The 18,512-nt window shown below is 60.2% G+C and carries 20 protein-coding genes; 8 read left to right on the top strand and 12 right to left on the bottom strand.

Going from position 1 to position 18,512, the window contains the following annotated elements; translation table 11 throughout:
- Window positions 1-156 precede the first annotated feature (156 nt).
- From HQL44_05975 to HQL44_05995, 5 genes are all read right to left on the bottom strand, one after another.
- On the bottom strand, window positions 157-1,794 hold the full coding sequence (locus tag HQL44_05975; protein ID MBF0268119.1) for an ankyrin repeat domain-containing protein: 1,638 nt from the start codon (window positions 1,792-1,794) through the stop codon (window positions 157-159).
- Window positions 1,795-1,923: 129 nt separating this feature from the next.
- Entirely contained in the window at window positions 1,924-2,580 is a 657-nt protein-coding gene (locus HQL44_05980; GenBank protein MBF0268120.1) for a transglutaminase family protein, read from the bottom strand.
- 48 nt (window positions 2,581-2,628) lie between these two features.
- Window positions 2,629-3,846 carry a D-alanyl-D-alanine carboxypeptidase gene (locus HQL44_05985; protein ID MBF0268121.1) on the bottom strand — a complete coding sequence of 406 codons (1,218 nt, stop codon included), beginning with the start codon at window positions 3,844-3,846 and terminating at the stop codon, window positions 2,629-2,631.
- Window positions 3,847-3,884: 38 nt separating this feature from the next.
- Window positions 3,885-4,829 (bottom strand): glutathione synthase, encoded by a 945-nt coding sequence (gshB, locus tag HQL44_05990; GenBank protein ID MBF0268122.1) that lies wholly within the window; start codon window positions 4,827-4,829, stop codon window positions 3,885-3,887.
- Window positions 4,820-5,641, bottom strand: coding sequence for an undecaprenyl-diphosphate phosphatase (locus HQL44_05995; protein ID MBF0268123.1), 822 nt, complete (start codon window positions 5,639-5,641; stop codon window positions 4,820-4,822). Before HQL44_05995 ends, gshB begins: the two co-directional genes overlap by 10 nt.
- Before the next feature lie 117 nt (window positions 5,642-5,758).
- Between HQL44_05995 and HQL44_06000 the strand changes: the two genes are divergently transcribed.
- Window positions 5,759-6,427 (top strand): glutathione S-transferase family protein, encoded by a 669-nt coding sequence (locus tag HQL44_06000; protein ID MBF0268124.1) that lies wholly within the window; start codon window positions 5,759-5,761, stop codon window positions 6,425-6,427.
- Here the strand turns inward: HQL44_06000 and HQL44_06005 are convergent, their stop codons facing one another.
- Together HQL44_06005 and HQL44_06010 are read right to left on the bottom strand one after the other, a co-directional pair.
- Complete coding sequence (locus HQL44_06005) at window positions 6,428-6,844, bottom strand: hypothetical protein (GenBank protein ID MBF0268125.1); 417 nt, start codon at window positions 6,842-6,844, stop codon at window positions 6,428-6,430.
- Window positions 6,841-7,596, bottom strand: a complete 756-nt coding sequence (locus HQL44_06010; protein MBF0268126.1) for a hypothetical protein — start codon at window positions 7,594-7,596, stop codon at window positions 6,841-6,843. Before HQL44_06010 ends, HQL44_06005 begins: the two co-directional genes overlap by 4 nt.
- A gap of 68 nt (window positions 7,597-7,664) precedes the next feature.
- Here HQL44_06010 and HQL44_06015 point away from each other — a divergent pair, with 68 nt between their 5' ends.
- Window positions 7,665-8,516, top strand: a complete 852-nt coding sequence (locus tag HQL44_06015) for an SDR family oxidoreductase (protein MBF0268127.1) — start codon at window positions 7,665-7,667, stop codon at window positions 8,514-8,516.
- Here HQL44_06015 and hemW read toward each other — a convergent pair.
- The 3 genes from hemW to rph are packed head-to-tail and all read right to left on the bottom strand — an operon-like array spanning window position 8,488 to window position 10,974.
- Window positions 8,488-9,660, bottom strand: a complete 1,173-nt coding sequence (gene hemW / locus HQL44_06020; protein ID MBF0268128.1) for a radical SAM family heme chaperone HemW — start codon at window positions 9,658-9,660, stop codon at window positions 8,488-8,490. The genes HQL44_06015 and hemW overlap by 29 nt on opposite strands.
- Window positions 9,657-10,256, bottom strand: coding sequence for an RdgB/HAM1 family non-canonical purine NTP pyrophosphatase (gene rdgB / locus HQL44_06025; protein ID MBF0268129.1), 600 nt, complete (start codon window positions 10,254-10,256; stop codon window positions 9,657-9,659). Before rdgB ends, hemW begins: the two co-directional genes overlap by 4 nt.
- Window position 10,257: 1 nt before the next feature.
- The gene (gene rph / locus HQL44_06030) at window positions 10,258-10,974 is read right to left on the bottom strand and encodes a ribonuclease PH (protein ID MBF0268130.1); all 717 of its coding nucleotides are present in this window, start codon (window positions 10,972-10,974) and stop codon (window positions 10,258-10,260) included.
- Window positions 10,975-11,173: 199 nt separating this feature from the next.
- On the opposite strand from rph, the gene hrcA reads away from it, so the two are divergent.
- The 3 genes from hrcA to HQL44_06045 are packed head-to-tail and all read left to right on the top strand — an operon-like array spanning window position 11,174 to window position 14,042.
- Window positions 11,174-12,226 carry a heat-inducible transcriptional repressor HrcA gene (hrcA, locus tag HQL44_06035; GenBank protein MBF0268131.1) on the top strand — a complete coding sequence of 351 codons (1,053 nt, stop codon included), beginning with the start codon at window positions 11,174-11,176 and terminating at the stop codon, window positions 12,224-12,226.
- A gap of 15 nt (window positions 12,227-12,241) precedes the next feature.
- Entirely contained in the window at window positions 12,242-12,829 is a 588-nt protein-coding gene (gene grpE, locus HQL44_06040) for a nucleotide exchange factor GrpE (GenBank protein ID MBF0268132.1), read from the top strand.
- A gap of 1 nt (window position 12,830) precedes the next feature.
- The gene (locus HQL44_06045) at window positions 12,831-14,042 is read left to right on the top strand and encodes a sorbosone dehydrogenase family protein (GenBank protein ID MBF0268133.1); all 1,212 of its coding nucleotides are present in this window, start codon (window positions 12,831-12,833) and stop codon (window positions 14,040-14,042) included.
- Here HQL44_06045 and HQL44_06050 read toward each other — a convergent pair.
- Window positions 14,039-15,559 carry a penicillin-binding protein activator gene (locus HQL44_06050; protein ID MBF0268134.1) on the bottom strand — a complete coding sequence of 507 codons (1,521 nt, stop codon included), beginning with the start codon at window positions 15,557-15,559 and terminating at the stop codon, window positions 14,039-14,041. The two genes, HQL44_06045 and HQL44_06050, sit on opposite strands and share 4 nt — an antisense overlap.
- 149 nt (window positions 15,560-15,708) lie before the next feature.
- Here HQL44_06050 and rsmI point away from each other — a divergent pair, with 149 nt between their 5' ends.
- From rsmI to HQL44_06065, 3 genes are read left to right on the top strand one after another with little or no spacing between them, the layout of a single operon-like run.
- On the top strand, window positions 15,709-16,506 hold the full coding sequence (gene rsmI, locus HQL44_06055; protein MBF0268135.1) for a 16S rRNA (cytidine(1402)-2'-O)-methyltransferase: 798 nt from the start codon (window positions 15,709-15,711) through the stop codon (window positions 16,504-16,506).
- Window positions 16,412-16,846: a YraN family protein gene (locus HQL44_06060; protein MBF0268136.1), complete on the top strand. Its 435-nt coding sequence runs from the start codon at window positions 16,412-16,414 to the stop codon at window positions 16,844-16,846. Before rsmI ends, HQL44_06060 begins: the two co-directional genes overlap by 95 nt.
- 51 nt (window positions 16,847-16,897) lie before the next feature.
- Window positions 16,898-17,527 (top strand): BON domain-containing protein, encoded by a 630-nt coding sequence (locus HQL44_06065; GenBank protein MBF0268137.1) that lies wholly within the window; start codon window positions 16,898-16,900, stop codon window positions 17,525-17,527.
- Here the strand turns inward: HQL44_06065 and HQL44_06070 are convergent.
- The gene (locus HQL44_06070) at window positions 17,524-18,501 is read right to left on the bottom strand and encodes a glucosaminidase domain-containing protein (protein MBF0268138.1); all 978 of its coding nucleotides are present in this window, start codon (window positions 18,499-18,501) and stop codon (window positions 17,524-17,526) included. The two genes, HQL44_06065 and HQL44_06070, sit on opposite strands and share 4 nt — an antisense overlap.
- Between the last annotated feature and the right edge of the window lie 11 nt (window positions 18,502-18,512).

The following is an 18,512-nucleotide window of genomic DNA, read 5'->3' on the forward strand; positions in this document are numbered from 1 at the left end:
TATTGCATGCAATATTGCAAGTGGCCGCCACGAGTGACGGTGGCGATATGGGCGGTAATAGCGAGAAACGAACCAAGTAATCTAAATGAGGTCAATGGCGATAAAGTTAGGGTACTCCACGCATGCAGGCAATGATTGAACCTTTCCAGGCCTTCATCATGGAAATGACAAGTAAGGCGGTATTAACCATTTCTCTATCCTGGCCGCCAGATCGTCTGAAATATTGGGGTTCCGTTCCTTCGAATCTGCACCCGTGAAGCGGCGCAGCCAGTCCAGCGGCGTCTCCTCGGCCATGGGATAGCTATTATGGTTCTGTGCTTTGGCAGTTGGGCGCGCACCCTTGTCGAGCAGCAACCGGATGAAGGTCGGCGAGGCGTAGCGGATGGCATAGTGCAGCGGAGTCATTTTGAATGTACGCAGTGTGTAATAACAACTATCTGCCGGCTGGGTCGTCTCTGCATTAACATCGGCACCATGTTCGATCAGCAAGCTAGCAGATTCAATTTGGTTGTACTGGGCGGCATACATAAGAGGTGTTTTCCCAAAACCATTGCTGTGATTCGGGTTAAGGCCTGAATGAAGAAGAAGACGCAAGGCCTCCGGATGTTCAATCGCAACGCTAAGAATAGATTCAGACAGTTCAGGTGCCACACTCCAAGGGTTCTCTTTGTAATCGATATTTTCTATATCAAAAGGGATGGTGCGGATCACACTGATATCCTGCTTCTCCAGAATGGCCTGCCTCAATTCCTCTTCGCCCTTCGCAAAATGAGGATCATACATGTAGAAACGAATCCCCCCGCTCACAGCACCCTTTAGGGCTTCTGAAGCCATTTCCATTGCCGTGTCCGTAGGCCAGCCGTTTGCCTTAAGGAAATACGCCGCCAACTGGTTCGTTGTCGCCATAAATTGAGTTCGGAAGCGTTGAAGCGCGCGGTATTCGGAGATGCCAAGCAAGGACCATTGCTTCAAGTATTTCATATCATTTTGGTAACTGCCGTCTTCATCGACGCCGGGATAACGTTCTCGAAGTGTCCAGGGCCGATAGAGGACTGTTTGAAAGGCATCGTCAACTCTATCAATCCATCGAGAATGCGTCCGCATTGTGCCACAACTATAGCCAGACCCGCGCATCAGACCTCCCACCGACTGACGTAATTGTGCCAGCGAGTCCAATAGCTGGGAATTGTTGAAAGGCTCCCTCTCAGGCATTTTCAAAGGTGCCGTCGAAATCCTGCAGGCCATTGCCCAGCGACCTTCTAGGGCCAAGCGATAGACCAGGATTTGATTCTCGAATGCGCTAGCGTGCGACACGGAAAAAAGATAAACGCTATCCTCGGAGGCCCTGGCAATCGTGTAATTGTAACCAACGACAGGCGGCGCTTGCTCGGCCAGCGACTGCAGATAAGCATAGTCACGCGGCTTCGGAAACGGTTCCTTGGAGATCAGCGGCTGATTGGTTTCACAGGCGCCGCCGCAACCAGGATGATTCACGTAATCGAGATAATAGGTATTTCCAAATGCTTTGATTTCGCCCTGGCCCACCCCGCCGACGACTTCCCAATCCAATATTGTGCCTGTCTCCGAAAAGCCGAACCCTCTGACGCCATAGGCCTCATTAAAACTCGAATCCGAAAAGAATTTCTCTCGTGCGTCCTTCAATAAGTTTTTACAGGCGGGATCGTTGTCCTCCGTCAAGACCGGCATAAACCAGGACGAAGCTATGTTGAGATTTTCTGCAAATGCAGGCCTTCCCAGACAAGCCAATATGATCAGAAAGAGAAAGCGCCGCATAATGTTCCTCACTGAATCAGTTAGAATTAGCGACTTGTCAACATTCCCAACCAGGTGTTCAGCTCAGCGCCATAACCCTTGTCGCCCTCGGCGCGCTGCGAGATGAAGACGACGACATAGTTGGGCGATTCACACGGCATCCGGCAGATTCTCCAACAACGCATCCCAGCTTTTGAATCTCGTCAGCGCCGCCGCCACCTCGGGCAAGGGTTCGGCATGGCGCTCAGGCAAATCGCCCTCGCCGTTCAGCTTGGGCTTAAAGGCCAGATGTTCTTGCGGCGGATCGAAACGCGCCGCCACGCCCGGCTTGTTGCCGCGCGCATCAATGCGATACCAGCCGATGCCCTTCAAATGTACGGCATTCAAGCCATGCAGGCAGAAGGGCGGGCCATTGTCGTCGATGCTTAGGCGCTGATAGCAAAGAGCGGTGGGAATCTGGTTGGCGCGCAGCAACGCCGCCAGCAGATGGCTTTTGGCATAGCAATAGCCGGTGCCGTGCTTCAGCACATCGGATGCTTTGCAGGTGACGGGATTTTGTTGCGCATCGACGCTGTGCGAAATTCTGTCGCGGACAAATTCAAAACAGGCTTTGGCGATCTCGACGTCGCTGGACTTTCCCGCCGCCAGTTCAAGCGCTTTCGCCAACACATCCGGTTGGTCGAAGTTGATGATGGAAGAGGCCAGCAGAAAGGAATCGAATTCTCTGGTCACCCCAGAAGGGCTGGCCTTGCCATCGGCAGGCGGCGAAGCCGGATCAAGGGCTGGCTTGCGAAGCGGATCGGTCATGGCAAATGGCCCCTTTCCCCACAACCATAATGCGAGTTGGGGCCAGCTTCAATCCCTGGCTACGAAGCGCGACAAGCGCCGCTGTTCCTCGAAGGCGCCCTTTAGCATCTGCGGATTCAGCACCAGACAATCGCCGCCCTTGGCGCGGTAATTAAGGCAGCTTTTTACCGCCGTCTCCTCGCTAAGGCCCGCCAGCAATCCGCGATAGCGGGCATCGCCACTGAAGGGCGCTCGCACCACCAGGGTCTGGCCGCCAAGCCCCAAGCGGCTTTGCGCCGCCAGCAGATCGCGATGCGCCGTTCCCGCCTGGCGGGCGAAAGACAGTTCCAACGCCCAGCCCGACGGATAGCTGACGGCCACTCTGCCATTGTCGCCCGGCACGATGCCGCCAGCACAAACCGTGCCCGACAGGTCCGGCAGCGAATTGGCCAGCGAGGCCTTTTCCAAGACGCTGGCCGGTTCCTTGGGCGTGCCGTTTTTGAAGGCGCGGCTGAGATTCTGCGCCATCAAGGATTCGCGCTCTTCCTTCGAGCGAGCGCCCAGCACAACGCCGATGATGCGCTTGCCGTCGCGTTGGGCGGCGGCGACCAGATTATATCCGGCTGGGCAGGTAAAGCCGGTCTTCAAACCCTCGGCCCCCGAAAAAGCGCCCAGAAAACCGTTCAGATTGGGCAGTTGCTGGCGCTTCCAATCAACGCTGCGCCGCGCGAAACGCGCATAGTCGGCGGGAAAATCGCGCCTGAGCGCCATCGCCAATCCCGCCATGTCGGCGGCGGTCGTCACCTGCCCTTGGGCGCTAAGACCGGTGGCGTTCTTGAAGCTGGTCGCCATCAGGCCCAGCCTCTTCGCCTGTTCGGTCATGCGGCTGGCGAAACCAGCTTCCGATCCGCCCAGATATTCGGCCAGCGCCACGGCGGCGTCATTGGCCGAGCGGGCGATCACGGCCATCACGGCCTCTTCCACCGTCAGGCTGTCGCCTGTTCGCAAACCCAAAACCGAGCCGCCCTGAAGGGCCGCCTGCGCCGAGACCTTGATCGTCGTGTCCCAGCGCGCCTGGCTTTCTCCGATCGCCTTGAAAGCGAGATAGACGGTCATCAGTTTTGCCAGCGAAGCCGGATGACGGGGCTGGCTGGCCAGACGCGAATCAAGAATCACGCCGGTCTGTCCATCGGCCACCACATAGGCGGGCAGCGGCGGATCGCGGGCCAGGGCCGGTTCCGCTTGGGTCAGAAAAACCGTAACCCCAAGTAATAGAAGGCGCTTCATATGAAAGAGGTAAGAGCGCAACTAAAAAAGGGCAAGCGCTATTTGTGCAATCTAGCCTCGATGGCGTTCCAGATGTCGGCTTCGATCTTGGTGTGCGACAGCCGGTTGATTTCCTGAATGCCGGTGGGAGAGGTGACGTTGATCTCGGTCAGCCGGTCGCCGATTACGTCGATGCCCACGAAAATCAGCCCGCGCCTTTTCAGCTCGGGACCGATGGTCTCGCAGATCTCGTGCTCAATCCGCGTCAGCTCGGTCGCGACGGCGCGCCCGCCCACATGCAGATTGGCCCTGGCCTCGCCCTGGCTTGGCACGCGCAGAACGGCGCCTTTCGCCACGCCATCGACCAGGATGATGCGCTTGTCGCCCGCCCTGACCTCGGGCAGATATTTTTGCGCCATGATCGGTTCCGAAGATTGGCTGGCGAACATTTCCAACAAGGCGTTGAAATTGTCGTCTTGCGCGGTGACGTGAAAGACGCCAGCGCCGCCATTGCCGTAAAGAGGCTTCAGAACGATCTCGCCGTGGCGGGCGCGAAAATCGGCGATGGCTTTGGCGTCGGCGCTGATCAAGGTGGGCGCCATCAGGCCGGGCCAAAGGGTGGCGAACAGTTTTTCCGGAGCGTTGCGCACGCTGGCCGGGTCGTTGACGACCAGCGTTTTGGGGTGAATGCGCTCCAGCAAATGGGTGGCCGTGATATAGGCCATGTCGAAGGGCGGGTCCTGGCGCATCAGCACCACATCCATCTGCGCCAAATCAAGACGAAGCGATTGTCCCAGCGTGAAATGGTTTCCCTTCTCGCGCCGCACGCCTAAAGGATGGGCAAGGGCGGTCAGACGACCATCCTCCAGCGCCAGACGCTGGGGCAGGTAATGATAAAGAACATGGCCGCGGGCTTGCGCTTCCAGGGCCAGCATGAAAGTGGAATCGGCATCGATGTCGATGGACGCGATCGGGTCCATCTGAATGGCGACGCTTAAGACCATGGCGTCAAACCATACAGGAACAGCAGCAAAGCCAGGCCAACGGCAAGGCGATAAAGCACGAAAGGCAACAGGCTGGACTGCCTGAGCCAGCTCATCAGAAATGAAATGGCCAGCAGGCCCGCCAGCGCCGTTGCGCCAAAGGCGATCAGCAAATCCTGCGCGCCCACCAGGGAAGCGTTTGCCCCGCCGCCGACCAGCCCGTAGACATCAAGCGCCAGTCTGCCCAGCAGCAGGGGGATGAACAAAAGCAGCGCAAAGCGCGCCGCCTCGGTGCGCTCGTAACCTAGAAAGCGGGCGGCGGTCAGGCTTGCCGCCACGCCCCCAATTCCCGGAATGAAGGCCAAGCAAAGGGCGCAACCGATGAACAGCGATTGGCTTATCGACATATGCTGCATGCGCCAGATGGTGACGCCGAACTTGTCGAACAGAAACAGGAGCGGGGCGAAACCGGCCATCGCCCAGGCGATGGTCAGGGGCGCGCTGGGCGGCTCGATGCCGAGATATCGCAAGGCAAAGGCCAGGGCAAGCGTTGGAATCGTGGCCGCCAGCAGCAGCAGGGCCAGTTTGGCGCCCGGCCTAGTGCGGCCCTTGAACAGGCTGGGCAAGTCCTTGGCGATGTCCCAGACATCGCGCCAGAAATAAAGCAGCAAAGCGACCAGGGCACCGCCATGCAGCGCGGCGCCGAGGGAAAGCCCCGCCGCCTGCCAGCCGAGGAAAAGCGGCGCCAGCCCCAGATGGCCCGAGGCAGACAGGGGCAGAAACCCGGCCAGCCCTTGAATCACAGCCATCACTACGACCTGTTCGATCGGCACGCCATTCCTCTCAAGAGTTTTTTAGGATTCACTTTGGTAGCATCATAACCGGACATCTCTTGCGCCGCCAGGGTCACTGGCGTTATAGACTCCTCAGGTGGGGAAAATTACCAAGACATGCGCACGCTTCATCATCTCTGGCTTTCAGCGCATTCGCGCAAGGTGCGCATAGCGCTTGGCGAGAAAAAGCTGGGCTTTCGCCTGGAGGCGGAAAAAACCTGGGAGCGCCGTCCTGAATTTCTGGCCCTGAACCCGGCGGGCGAGGTTCCGGTGCTGATCGAGGAAGATGGTCTGACCCTGGCCGAACATGCGTCGATCTGCGAATATCTGGACGAAACCTATCCCGAGCCGCGGCTGATCGGGGCCGACCCGGTCGAGCGGGCCGAGGTGCGCCGTCTTTGCGCCTGGTTCGACCAGAAGTTCGAAACCGAAGTAACGCGGCATCTGGTCACTGAAAAGTTGATGAAGCGCTTTTTGGGCCTGGGCGAGCCGGACTCGCGGGCCATCCGGGCCGGTTTGCAAAATCTGGAAAGCCACCTGGCTTATCTGACCTGGCTGACCGAGCGGCGCAACTGGCTGGCCGGGAACAGCTTTACCTTGGCCGATATCGCGGCGGCGGCCCATCTGTCTTGCATCGATTATGTGGGCGACATCGCCTGGGACCAAGTGCCGCATGTCAAGGATTGGTACGCCAAGATCAAATCGCGCCCCTCCTTCCGCCCTCTGCTGACCGATCACATCCCAGGTGCGCGGCCGCCCGCGCATTACGCGGATCTCGATTTTTAATTAGCCGTCGATCAACGACCAGTCGGAGAAAACAGCCGCCTCGCCGCGTTCCTGGCGTGGGCGAATTTCGCCGGTCTCGATATCGACATAGGCAAGATGGCGCTGGCCATCCTTCTTAATATCCAGAACTTTGATGAAGCGCTTGCCGCTTTCCAGCACCAGCGCGTCGCCCGGCTGCATTTGCTCGCCCTTGGATCTTGGCTGCGTCTGCACGAACTGAGGGGCCTCGCCCATCGGCTCCAATTCCGTTTCTGGATCGATATAAGCCAGCGTCAGGCCGGGGCTGGCCATGGCGGCGACGAGATAGTGATTGACGTAATCCTTGCTGTCGCGCCAGGCCTTCAGCCAAAGACGGTCTTGATGGCGGACCAAGCGGCCCCCTGGCATGTCATGGGCGGGCAGTTTGGGCTGGCTCATTTTTCGGCCCCCTTCACATCCATCAGTTCAAGATTGCGCCTTGCATTGTCCGCCGTTTCGCCATCGGGATTGATCGCCAGAATGGCCAGCCAGTCCTGGCGCGCCCCCGCCTTGTTTCCCTTAAGCCTTCTCAAGATGCCGCGTTCCAGCAATGCCTCGGGATACTTGCCGCCCGACAGGGTGACGGCCTGCTCGGCATCCGCCAAGGCGGGGTCTACCATATCCTGGAATCGTTTCGCCGCCGAACGAAGCGCGTATGGCTCGGCCCTCTTGGGCGACAACAGAATGGCGGCATCCAAATCCTTGACCGCGCCGCCGTAATCGCCCGCCGCGAACATCACCACCGCCCGGTCGATATATATATCGGGGTTGCGGGAATCGAGTTTCAAGGCGGCTGTCAAATCTGCATTGGCTTGGCTCAGATTATCCAGCATCAGCTGGGCCTGGGCGGCCTGGGCCAACATCTCGGCCCGCTTGGGCGCTGGCAGCAGGGTCGAGATGGCCAGCGCCTCCAACCGATAGGCCGCCTCGTCATGCTTGCCCAGATACATCAGGGCCACGGCCTGGCAATGTTTGGCGGCGTCCCCGCCGCCCATGCCCTGCCATCCCACGGCATGTTCATAGGCCGTCGATGCATCCTGCTTGGCCAGGGCCAGGCAATTTACATATTCCTGGCGATAATCCATTGGCTCGGCAGCCACCGGAAGGCCATAGGCAAGGAATATGAGGGCAAGAAAAAACGGGCGGCGCATGGAAAGCCTTGATGGTTGAGGGCTAGAATGAATTAGAGTGGAAATATCGGATTTGTAAAGGGCGGCGCATGAAGCTGTTCATTTTTGGACTGGGTTTCTCGGGGTTGGCGATTGCCAAGGCGGCGCTGGCCAAGGGCTATGAGGTGGTCGGGACGCATCAGGAGCCTGCGCGGCCCCCGGTCGAAGGGGTGGGGTGTATATCTTTTGGCCCAGGCCACCCTCTGCCCAAAGACGCTTTGGACGGGGTTATATGTCTTCTTTCTACGATTCCACCCACAGAATCGGGCGATCCCGCACTTGACGCGCTCAAAAAAGATATTAACATAATGGAACGATTCGCCTGGGTTGGTTATCTCTCCACGACCGGTGTCTACGGCGATCGACAGGGCGGGCTGGTTGATGAGACCAGCCCGCTCCTGCCGTCTTCAGAGCGGTCAAAACGACGCGTTCAGGCAGAGGCCTCTTGGCTAGGCCTTTGGGAAAAAAGCAAAATCCCAGTTCACATCTTCCGGCTGGCGGGCATTTACGGGCCGGGTCGCTCGGCCATCGACAGTTTGCGGGCAGGCAAGGCGCATCGGGTCGTCAAGCCCGGACAGGTCTTTTCGCGCATCCATGTCGATGACATTGCGGGGGCCGTGCTGGCCTCGATGGCACGCCCGACGCCCGGCGAGATATATAACCTTTGTGATGACGATCCCGCAGCGCCCGATGAGGTTATAGACTATGGGGCCGGTCTGCTGGGCATTGATCCGCCTGTCGCCATTCCCTTCGATCAGGCCGACCTTTCGCCGATGGCGCGAAGCTTCTACGCCGACAATAAGCGGGTTTCAAACGCCAAGATGAAAGAGGTTCTGGGTTATAGGCCGCTTTATCCCAGCTATCGGGACGGGCTTAAAGCGATTCTGAAAGCAGAATCCTAGTCACTGAATCAAGCAGCTGTCGCCCTTGGCGGGTGGTGCGTATGGATGTGCAGTCTTGCTGTATATAACCATCCGCCGCCATCCGCTGAACAGCCAAGGGGTTTATAACTTCCGACAGCTCGAACCCGGTTTGACGCGCAAAGCGGGCGCGGTCTATCCCCTCGGTCAGGCGCAATCCCAGCAAGATCAGCTCTTGCGCCCGCTCGCCGGGCAGCAGGGGTTCGCAGGTCCTATATCCATGCTCCCTGGCCGCAACCTGCTTGGCCCATGCCAGCGGATCGGCCAGCCGCTCAGTTGCATGGATCTGCCCCCCCCTTGGCTCGCGGCCATGCGCGCCGGGACCAATCCCCAGATAGGCCCCACCCCGCCAGATATCCCGGTTATGCTTGCAGACTGCTGATTTTTCAGCATAATTCGATATCTCGTAAGCACAACGATTTGCCGCCGCCATTTGATCTTGCGTCATTGCAAAAAAATCGGCCTCGCTGTCGCCGTCCAGCGGCATAATGCGCCCCTCCAAAGCCGCCCGGCCCAGGGGGGTCGAGGACTCATAGGTCAACTGGTAAAGCGAATAATGGTCAAGGCCCAGCGCTATCGCTCTTGCTAGCTCGTCTTGCCAGTCGGACAGGCTTTGGCCGGGTCTTCCATAGATCAGATCGATCGAGACGCGCTCGAACCGCTTTCGAATCAAATCAAGCGCCTTCAGGGCCGTCTTCATGTCATGACTGCGGCCCAATTGCCTAAGTGATTGATCGTCAAGGGCTTGTACACCCAAGGAGAGCCGGTTCACGCCCACCTGCTTAAACTGATCCAGGCGCTTGGCGTCGATTGTGCCGGGGTTGGCTTCAAGCGTTACTTCAAGTTGCTTAGATATAGGCCTGTGTTTGGACAGCAATTCGAGAATGGCCGAGATGGTGGCCGGATCAATCAGCGACGGCGTGCCGCCGCCGAAAAAGACCGATCCGATGCGCGACTTATCTGTTTCACCTAGGCAATGATATAGTTCGGCCAACAAGGACTTACGCCAAGATTCCTGATCTATGTCTTTAGGATCAATCGCTTGACTGTTGAAATCACAATAAGGACATTTGGATCGGCACCAAGGCCAATGGATATAGACCCCCAATTGCGGGTCGCGGCTCATGCAGCGAAGGCACCCGCCACCAGCTTATGAAAAGCATCGGCCCGGTGGCTGATGGCATGTTTGGCGGCTGGTTCCATTTCGCCAAAGGTCAGATCAAAGGATCGGGGCTGAAAGATGGGATCGAAGCCAAAACCGTTACGACCGCGAAGCGGCCAAACCAACTGGCCGTCAACGCGCCCCTCATAAAGATCACAGTGCCCGTCCGGCCAGGCGATGGCCAATGCGCAAACGAAATAGGCGGACTTGTCGGCGTGCGGCGCCAAGCTGCGCCATAGTTGTTCCATGGCCGGTTCGAAGCCGCCCGCCTGTTTGGCATAGCGGGCCGAATGGATGCCGGGCGCGCCGTTCAAAGCCACGACCGCCAATCCCGAATCATCGGCCAAGGCGGGATGGCCGCTGGCCAGCGCCGCTGCCCTGGCCTTCAAGGCCGCGTTCTCGGCAAAGGTCGTTCCGGTTTCTTCAGGTTCTGGCAAATTCAGCTCGCCCGCCGAGATGACCTCGGCGCCCAAGGGGGCCAGCAAGTCGCCGATCTCGCGCACCTTGCCCTGGTTGTGGCTGGCGATGACCAGCCTGCCACCTTCGAAGCGGCGGGTCATTTTACAATCCCAGAACTTTCTTTTGGCAAGCCACCAGCTCGGCGATGCCCTTCTCGGCCAGACCCATAAGCGCGTCGAAATCTGTGCGGCCGAAGGCCTCTTTCTCGGCGGTGGCCTGAACCTCAACGATATTTCCTTTGGCGGTCAGCACGAAATTGGCGTCGGCCTGGGCGTTTGAATCCTCAGTATATTCAAGATCCAGGCAGGCATGACCATCCACCAGGCCGCAGGAAATGGCGGCCACCAGATCAGTCATCGGATGCGCCTTCACCATGCCAAGGGCGCGCATCTTCTCGCAGGCCAGCCATAAGGCGACGCAAGCGCCAGTGATCGAGGCGGTGCGCGTGCCGCCATCGGCCTGAATGACGTCGCAATCGATCTTGATCTGACGCTCGCCCAGCACCGCCAAGTCGATCACCGACCGTAAAGAACGCCCGATAAGCCGTTGAATTTCCTGGGTACGACCCGATTGCTTGCCCTTGGCCGCCTCGCGGTCGGTGCGGTCATGGGTGGCGCGGGGCAGCATGCCATATTCCGCAGTCACCCAACCTTTGCCGCTATTGCGCAGGAAAGAGGGCACGCGCTCCTCGACCGAGGCGGTGCAGATGACATGCGTCTCGCCGAACCGGGCCAGACACGAGCCTTCGGCATATTTGGAAAAGCCGGGTTCCAGCGAAATGGGGCGAAGCTGGTCATAGGCGCGGCCCGAGGCTCTCATCTGTGTCATCCTTATATATTATGGCGTGGGGAAGGTAGCCGGACCCCTCGATTGACGCAAGCTGCATCGCTCACGTTGTTTTGCCCCTAGCCGGGCGCATTCCTTCGGAATGCTTGGCCGCCGCCCCTTGGCGGACCGTGGCGAATTGACGCAAGGGCTAACGCTCACTACATTTCCGGTCCAGTCAGGAGAGGAATGGATGGAAGAGCGGGCTACCGCAATCGCGCAGCTGAACGAACGCTCGCGCGAGATTTTCCGCAATATCGTGGACGCCTATGTGCAAACGGGCGAGCCGGTGGGGTCGCGCACGCTTTCCAGGCGGGCGGGGCTGCCCCTGTCGCCCGCCAGCATTCGCAATGTGATGGCCGATCTGGAAGATCTGGGCTTGATCTATGCGCCCCACACATCGGCGGGCCGGATGCCGACCGAAGCCGGACTTCGCCTCTATGTCAGCGGCTTGCTTGAGGTGGGGCGTCTGGCTCCCGAAGAGCGCCACGCCATCGAGGCGCGTTGCGCCAATCTGGGCCGCTCGGTCGAGCAAACCCTGAACGAGGCGATTTCAACCCTGTCCGGCCTGGCCCGTTGCGCCAGTCTGGTGGTGGCGCCCAAGACCGATCTGGGATTTCGCCATCTGGAATTCGTGCCCATCGGGGCGGGCCGCGCCTTGGTGGTGATGGTGACCGAGCAGGGGCTGGTCGAAAATCGCATCATCGAGGTTCCGGCCCATCTGCCGCCTTCGTCCCTGGTCGAAGCGGGGAATTATCTGTCGTCCCGGCTGGCCGGGCGCACCTTTCAGGAAGCCGGGCAGGAAATTTTGGAAGAACTGGCCCAGCACAAGGCCCAGCTTGACGAACTGACCAGCAAAGTGGTCGAGGCCGGACTGGCCGTTTGGGGGGGCGAACCCAAAACCGGCTCGCTTTTAGTGCGCGGACAGGCGCATCTTTTGGAGAATGTCGGGGCTTTGGCTGACCTGGAGCGCATCCGCACCCTGTTCGAGGCGCTGGAAACCAAGGAACATATGTTAAAACTGCTCGACGTGGCCAATAACGGCCAGGGCGTGCAGATTTTCGTGGGCGCTCAGAACGAGCTGTTCGGCCTGGCCGGATGTTCGATGATCGTAGCGCCCTATCAGAACAGCCGCGAGCAGATCGTGGGCGCCATCGGCGTCATCGGTCCGACCCGGCTCAACTATGCGCGCATCATTCCCTTGGTGGATTATACGGCCCAGGTGGTCGGCCGCCTGATCGGTTAGAGAGGATATTTGATAATGACTGAGAACGAATCGAATCCCGATGTCGAAGCGCTGGATACCCAGGCCCCGCCCTCGGAGGCGCAAAGCGACCCCATGACCTTGCTTCAGGCCGAGAACGATCGGTTGAAGACCGAGATCGACGCCATCAAGCGGGCCGCCGCCGAGGAGCGCAACCGCGCCAACCGCATCGAGCGCGACGCCGAGGATCGGGTGAAATTCGCCGTCACCGCCTTTGCCAAGGAATTGCTGGCGGTGGCCGACAATCTGCGCCGCGCGCTCGAGGCCGTGCCCGGATTTTTGCAAGAAGACAGCCAGGCCAAGGCCTTCGTCGATGGCGTGGACATGACGGAAAAGGCGCTGCTGGGCGCATTTGAAAAATTCGGCATCAAAACGATTATGGCGATGGATCAGCGCTTCGATCCAAATCTGCATCAGGCCATGTTCGAACTGGAAGATGTCAGCAAACCCGCCGGTACGGTGGTTCAAGTCATGCAAGGCGGTTATACGCTGAACGAAAGGCTGTTACGCCCGGCTCTGGTCGGCGTGTCGAAGGGTGGCCCCAAGGCCAACGCCGCTCAGGGCGGGCTTGATACGGTTGCGTAAGATGAAATGGCGCGCGGTTCCCTTGCTTGGAACTGCGTTGCTGATGTCATCGGCATGGGCCGATATGCCCGTACCAGGAAAGGCCTATGTCGTTTCGCCCGCGCAACTGGCCAAGCCAGGGGAAACCCCCGTTGCGGCCAACCCGTCTCGCATCCGGCCCCTGCCGCAACCCGTTCCCCTACAGGTCCCCAAAGGGTTCAAGGCCAGTCTGTTTGCCGATAACCTAGAGAACGCCCGTTGGCTGGCCAGCTCGTCCCAGGGCGACATTGTTCTAGCCCAGCCCAATCTGGGCCGCGTGGTGCAGTTGGAGGACAAGGACGGCGACGGGCGGGCGGAAACGATTTCGCTGGTGGCCGTCAATCTGAACCGCCCGCACGGCCTAGCCTTCCACAATGACTTTTTATATATCGCCGATCTCGATCATGTCTGGAAACTGCCCTGGCCGTTCAAGGCTGGGGAAAGGCCCCAACCCATAACCGCCAAGGGTGCCCTGGGCGATGGGGGCGGGCATTGGACGCGCAATTTGGCCATCTCGCCGGATGGCAAGCAGCTTTATGTCTCGATCGGGTCGCGCAGCAATATCGGCGAGGAAGCTCCGCCGCGGGCGACGGTGATGGCGTTCAATATCGATGGATCGGGCGGGCGCGTGCTGGCGTCGGGTCTTCGCAATCCGGTGGGCATCGCCTTTCGCCCGGGCAGCGGCGACTTATGGACCGTGGTCAATGAGCGCGACGGGCTGGGCGACGGGCTGGTCCCCGATTATCTGGCCCGCATCGACGAAGGCGGATTCTTCGGCTGGCCCTACAGTTATATCGGAAGCAATCCCCAACCAGGATATGAAGGGCGTCGGCCCGATTTGGTCAAGGCCGCCAAAGTGCCGGAAGTTCTGTTTCGCGCTCACTCGGCCCCCTTGGGGCTGGTTTTCTACGATGGCGCTCAATTTCCCGCCGATTATCGGGGCGACGCCTTCGTGGCCTTGCACGGATCCTGGAACGCCAGCCGAGCCGAAGGCTATATGGTGGCCCGCGTGAAATTCAGAAACGGTCGTCCGGTCGGCGGGTACGAGACTTTCGCCAGCGGCTTTCTGATTTCTGACGGCCCCTTTGTCGAAGCCTGGGGACGCCCGGTTGGGCTGGCCCTGGCCAAGGATGGCAGTTTGCTGATTGCCGATGACGCGGCGCACGCCGTCTGGCGGGTCAGCTATCAGCCCTAAAATCCACCAGGGGCGGGGGCCAATACTTTTGGCCCGCCGCGCGACACTTCCAGCACGGCTAGGCCACGCTCGCTCGATCCATCAGGCAGGAAGCGGAAAACGCCATCGATGCCGGTAAAGCCCATCGGATTTTGCAGCTGCTGCGTCGAGATCGTTCCGGTTTGGGCCAGAACGGCGGTCAGGGCCGCCGCGTCATAGCCCAGGCTGGCCAGCCGTGGGGGCTTTTGGCCATAGGCCTGGCGATAGCGGTTGTCGAAATCGGCGCGCCCGTCAGGCGGCGCGCTGGCGTACCAAGCCCCGGTCAGGGCTGGCTCGGTGGCCAGGATGGGATCGTCCCACTGCATGGTGCCCAGCAGCTTGATACGGGGCGTATCGATATCGTAATAAGGCAGCAAGGCGGCCAGACTGCGCAGGCGTCCGCCCTCATCGGGCAGGAAAACCGCCTCGAAATCGACATCGCCCAGCGTGTCTTGCTTTTCCATCCGCTTCAGCTGTTGCCTTTCGCCCTTGGCCTCCAACTGGCGGCGCAACTGATTCAAAGCCGCCTTGCGGCTGTCATAGCGGGCCAGCCGCTTGACCACGTCGCTATGGTCCTTGGCCAAAGGATCAAAATACATGGCTTCGACCAGCGTGCCGCCATGCTGTGCGACGCTGGTGCGAAAGGCTTCCATCATTGCCTTGCCGTAATCATTGCTGGGGGCCAGGGCGGCAAAGCGGGTGATCCCCTGCTGGCTGGCATGGGCCACCACGCGCTCGACCTGCGGGCGCGGCAGGAAACCCAACAGATAAACGCCCGGCTGCGAGGCGGAACGGTCGCTTGAAAAGGCGATCACATTGACGCCGGACGATAAGGCGATGGGGGCCACCGCCTTGACCTCGGCGGAGAACAGGGGACCCAGGATGATCTGCGCCCCATGGCTGATGGCTTGGCGGGCCGCCGCCGCCGCCCCTTCGGGCGTGCCTTTGGTATCGACGGGCAATAAGGAAAAGCCTGCCCCGCCCATTTCGAACAAGGCAAGCTGGGCGGCGTTAGAAAGCGACTTGCCCAAAGCGGCCGACGGTCCTGACAACGGAACCAGCAGGGCGGCGCGCAATCCCCCCTGGCTGGCCGTGCGCGTGCTTAGGGAAGGCAAGCTGCCCGGCGGCAAAGAGGCCAGCATATTGGGCACGTCCTCGCCTGGTGGGACATAGGTTAGGTCAGGCGTGCGGATGGCTCCTGTTTGGGGAGCGTCGCCTGTCTGCGGGGGCAAGGACTGCGGCGGCTGGAAGGGCTGAATCGATTGCGGAGATTGCGACGGCGCAGCTTGGGGTGGGGTGACCGGGGGAGGAGGTAGTGCCGCCGTTTCAACCTTGGGCGCCGGGGTCACGGCTGGCTGCGGCTTGGCGGGTGGCGTTTTGGTCGCTTGCTGCGGGTTTTCTGTGCCGGAAGAACGTGATAGACCAGGAAGGCCCGACAGGCCCTGGCCCTCGCAGGCCGTCACCAGCAATAGAAGGACGATCGGGATTGAGCGCAGCAAAACCCGGCCAAGTAGGTAGGGCCTTGAAAAGAAAGACAACGGCAACGTCCTCCGGGTCGGGTGCGGCAGTTGCTGGCGAGACTAGCCAAGCTGCGGGCGGAAGTAAACGGGCGGGCGAACTTTTCGTTGTGGCGACGCCGATTGGAAATATGGGCGACATCACCTTGCGCGCCATCGAAACCTTGAAAAGTTGCGACGGCGTGGTTTGCGAGGACAGCCGCGTTTCGGGCGGGCTGCTGAATCGGCTGGGATTCAAAAAACCCCTGACCCCTTATCATGACCACAATGCCGATGAGATGCGCCCCAAGCTGCTGGCCCGTCTGTTGGCTGGCGAAAAACTGGCCTTGATCTCGGATGCGGGAACGCCGCTCGTTTCGGACCCGGGATGTAAATTGGTGCGCGAAGCGCTGGCGGCTGACATCTCGGTCACGGCGCTGCCCGGCGCTTCGGCTCTGTTGGCGGCGCTGGTGCTTTCCGGCTTGCCCAGCGACCGATTCTTGTTTGCGGGCTTCCTGCCCGCCAAGCAAAGTGCCAGGCGCAAAGTTATAGACGAGCTGAAATCAGTCGCTGCCACGCTGATCTTCTATGAAGCGCCGCATCGCTTGGCCGAGACGTTGGATGATCTGCTTTTGGGGCTGGGTGACCGTTCCGCCTGCGTAGCGCGAGAGTTGACGAAGTTGTTCGAGGAAGTGCGCCGGGGAGGCCTGGGTGAGTTGGCCGGGCATTATAACCAAAGCGGCGCACCCAAAGGCGAGGTGGTGGTGGTTATAGCCCCGCCCGACCTAGAGTCTAGTGAATTGATAGACATAGAGGCCTTGCTTCATACCGCACTCGAAACAATGAGCTTGCGCGATGCCGCCGAATCCGTGGCCAAAGCCAGCGGTCGGCCCAAGCGCGAGGTCTATAACTTGGCGCTCTCCCTTGGCAAAAAGAACGACCAGTTATAAGCGGGGCCGCTTGGCCGAAGAGGGGGCCGTCTGGCTATTGCGCCTGAAGGGCTGGCGCATCCTGGAACGTCGATTCGTTACGGGTCGCGGCAGTGGCGCTGGCGAGGTGGACATCATCGCCTGCAAAGGCGGAATTTTGGCCTTCGTCGAAGTCAAGGCGCGTAACGATCTGGCAACAGCCGCCGAAGCCATCGAACCCCGTCAACAGGCCCGCATCGCCAGGGGGGCCGAAGCCTATCTGGCCCATCATGGGGAATTGGCAAATCTGGCGGTGCGTTTCGATGCCGTTCTGGTGGGTGGCGGCATGATGACGCATCTTCAAGATGCTTGGCGGCCTTGATCTGGCCATAAAGCAAGATTAGAAAGATGCTGTCCATAACCGGGGTTTGCCATGACTAATCGTTTCGCCGCCGTTTCCGTTCTGCTGGCCGTTGCCGCCGCGTCTCAAGCCTGCACGCCGATTGGCGCCGCCGTGGGCGCCGGGGCCACCGTGGGCGTCGCCGCTTCCGAGGAGCGCGGCGTCTCGGGCGTGGTGGATGACGCCAAGATCCGGCTGGAAATCAACAAGCTGTGGCTGGACCAGGATTTCGAAATGTACCGCAAGGTGGACATGTCGGTCGTCGAGGGCCGCGTGTTGCTGACCGGCGAGGTCGCCAAGCCTGAACACCGCGTCGAGGCCGTGCGCCTGACTTGGCAGGCCGAGGGCGTGCGCGAAGTGATCAACGAGATCAAAGTCGGCGATACGGCGGGCATCAAGGATTTCAAGAATGATGTTTGGATCGGCGCCGAACTGCGCTCGCGCCTGATGTTCGACAAATTCATCCGCAACATCAATTACAATGTCGATGTGGTGAATGGCGACGTTTACCTGACCGGCATCGCCCAGAACCAATCCGAGCTGAACCGGGTGATCGACCATGCCCGCGAAGTGCCCCGCGTTCGGCGCATCGTCAATTATGTCGTGATGAAGGACGATCCCAAGCGCAAAAAGGCGGGGGAACCCGCCCCCGCCAAAAATTAATAGCTCGGTCCCAGCGCCCTTTGGCCCAGCCGGGCCTCGTCCAGGGCGCCCAGCTCGTTCTGGCGCATCAGCTTGCGCAAGGTGGCAACATATTCGTCGCCCCTCTCCGAATAGCGGTGCAAGGCCTCGCTCAGCTGATAGCCGTCCAGCGGCTGGTCGGCCTCGCGGGCCGCGAAGCGAGCGTCTCGGAATTCGGCATAGGCGTTATGAGTGTTCAGATTATGGGCATAGGATTTGACCGCCTCGGCCAATGACCCGAAGCTGCGCACGGCATAGGTGGCGTTGCGGGCGCGTTCGGTCGGCACCAAGCCCTTCCCCTCGCTTTGGGTCCATTGGCCGAACAAGGCGTTGCCTTGTTGGGCAAAGCGCGACGTGCCCCAGCCCGATTCCTCGGCCGCCTGGGCCAAAGCCAGCGAGGGCGGAATCACATCGACCCGTTTGAGCAAGGCGAACAGGTCATTGTCTTCAACGTCGTAGCGCAAGAACAAATCGTTCAGCCAGTCGCGCTCGGCCGGAATGATGCGCAGGCCCGCCTTCACGCGCTCGGCATAGGCCAGCAGGCGCTTGCGGTCGGCCTGGATGGTCTCGTTCATGCTGAGCACCAGCGGCAGCATGGCGCGCAGGAACAAGGCCTTGCGCAGGCCAGCGTCATTGATGTCGTCGAGATCGGCGGGCAGGTTGGCCAAATACAGGCGCGGCACCGCCGTTTCGCCCCTAGCCACCAGATCCAACTCGTAGCCCATGCCCTGGAAGGCCTGCGCCAACTGCGCCGACTGCGGACGATCCTCGTCGCTATCGCCAAGGGCTGGCGGCAGCAAGCCGCGGGCGCGCAACACTTCCATCGGAATGTCGGCCTTTTGGCCGAAGCTGGTGGTCAGGCTGACGGTGTAAAGTCCCGCCACGCACAGGGCCAGAACCCCCAGCGCAGCGCCTTCAAAACGCTTGCGGCTTAACTTCTTCTTCGCTGTCCTCAACGCTCTTTTCC

Source organism: Alphaproteobacteria bacterium (assembly GCA_015231795.1).
Taxonomy (GTDB): Bacteria; Pseudomonadota; Alphaproteobacteria; order Rhodospirillales; family WMHbin7; genus WMHbin7.

What these genes read in the sequence shown, in the direction of transcription:
- HQL44_05975 (MBF0268119.1), bottom strand. Translation starts at nt 1,794, where the DNA reads ATGCGGCGCTTTCTCTTTCTGATCATATTGGCTTGTCTGGGAAGGCCT.
- HQL44_05980 (MBF0268120.1), bottom strand. Translation starts at nt 2,580, where the DNA reads ATGACCGATCCGCTTCGCAAGCCAGCCCTTGATCCGGCTTCGCCGCCT.
- HQL44_05985 (MBF0268121.1), bottom strand. Translation starts at nt 3,846, where the DNA reads ATGAAGCGCCTTCTATTACTTGGGGTTACGGTTTTTCTGACCCAAGCG.
- gshB (MBF0268122.1), bottom strand. Translation starts at nt 4,829, where the DNA reads ATGGTCTTAAGCGTCGCCATTCAGATGGACCCGATCGCGTCCATCGAC.
- HQL44_06000 (MBF0268124.1), top strand. Translation starts at nt 5,759, where the DNA reads ATGCGCACGCTTCATCATCTCTGGCTTTCAGCGCATTCGCGCAAGGTG.
- HQL44_06005 (MBF0268125.1), bottom strand. Translation starts at nt 6,844, where the DNA reads ATGAGCCAGCCCAAACTGCCCGCCCATGACATGCCAGGGGGCCGCTTG.
- HQL44_06010 (MBF0268126.1), bottom strand. Translation starts at nt 7,596, where the DNA reads ATGCGCCGCCCGTTTTTTCTTGCCCTCATATTCCTTGCCTATGGCCTT.
- HQL44_06015 (MBF0268127.1), top strand. Translation starts at nt 7,665, where the DNA reads ATGAAGCTGTTCATTTTTGGACTGGGTTTCTCGGGGTTGGCGATTGCC.
- hemW (MBF0268128.1), bottom strand. Translation starts at nt 9,660, where the DNA reads ATGAGCCGCGACCCGCAATTGGGGGTCTATATCCATTGGCCTTGGTGC.
- rdgB (MBF0268129.1), bottom strand. Translation starts at nt 10,256, where the DNA reads ATGACCCGCCGCTTCGAAGGTGGCAGGCTGGTCATCGCCAGCCACAAC.
- rph (MBF0268130.1), bottom strand. Translation starts at nt 10,974, where the DNA reads ATGAGAGCCTCGGGCCGCGCCTATGACCAGCTTCGCCCCATTTCGCTG.
- hrcA (MBF0268131.1), top strand. Translation starts at nt 11,174, where the DNA reads ATGGAAGAGCGGGCTACCGCAATCGCGCAGCTGAACGAACGCTCGCGC.
- grpE (MBF0268132.1), top strand. Translation starts at nt 12,242, where the DNA reads ATGACTGAGAACGAATCGAATCCCGATGTCGAAGCGCTGGATACCCAG.
- HQL44_06045 (MBF0268133.1), top strand. Translation starts at nt 12,831, where the DNA reads ATGAAATGGCGCGCGGTTCCCTTGCTTGGAACTGCGTTGCTGATGTCA.
- rsmI (MBF0268135.1), top strand. Translation starts at nt 15,709, where the DNA reads ATGGGCGACATCACCTTGCGCGCCATCGAAACCTTGAAAAGTTGCGAC.
- HQL44_06060 (MBF0268136.1), top strand. Translation starts at nt 16,412, where the DNA reads ATGCCGCCGAATCCGTGGCCAAAGCCAGCGGTCGGCCCAAGCGCGAGG.
- HQL44_06065 (MBF0268137.1), top strand. Translation starts at nt 16,898, where the DNA reads ATGACTAATCGTTTCGCCGCCGTTTCCGTTCTGCTGGCCGTTGCCGCC.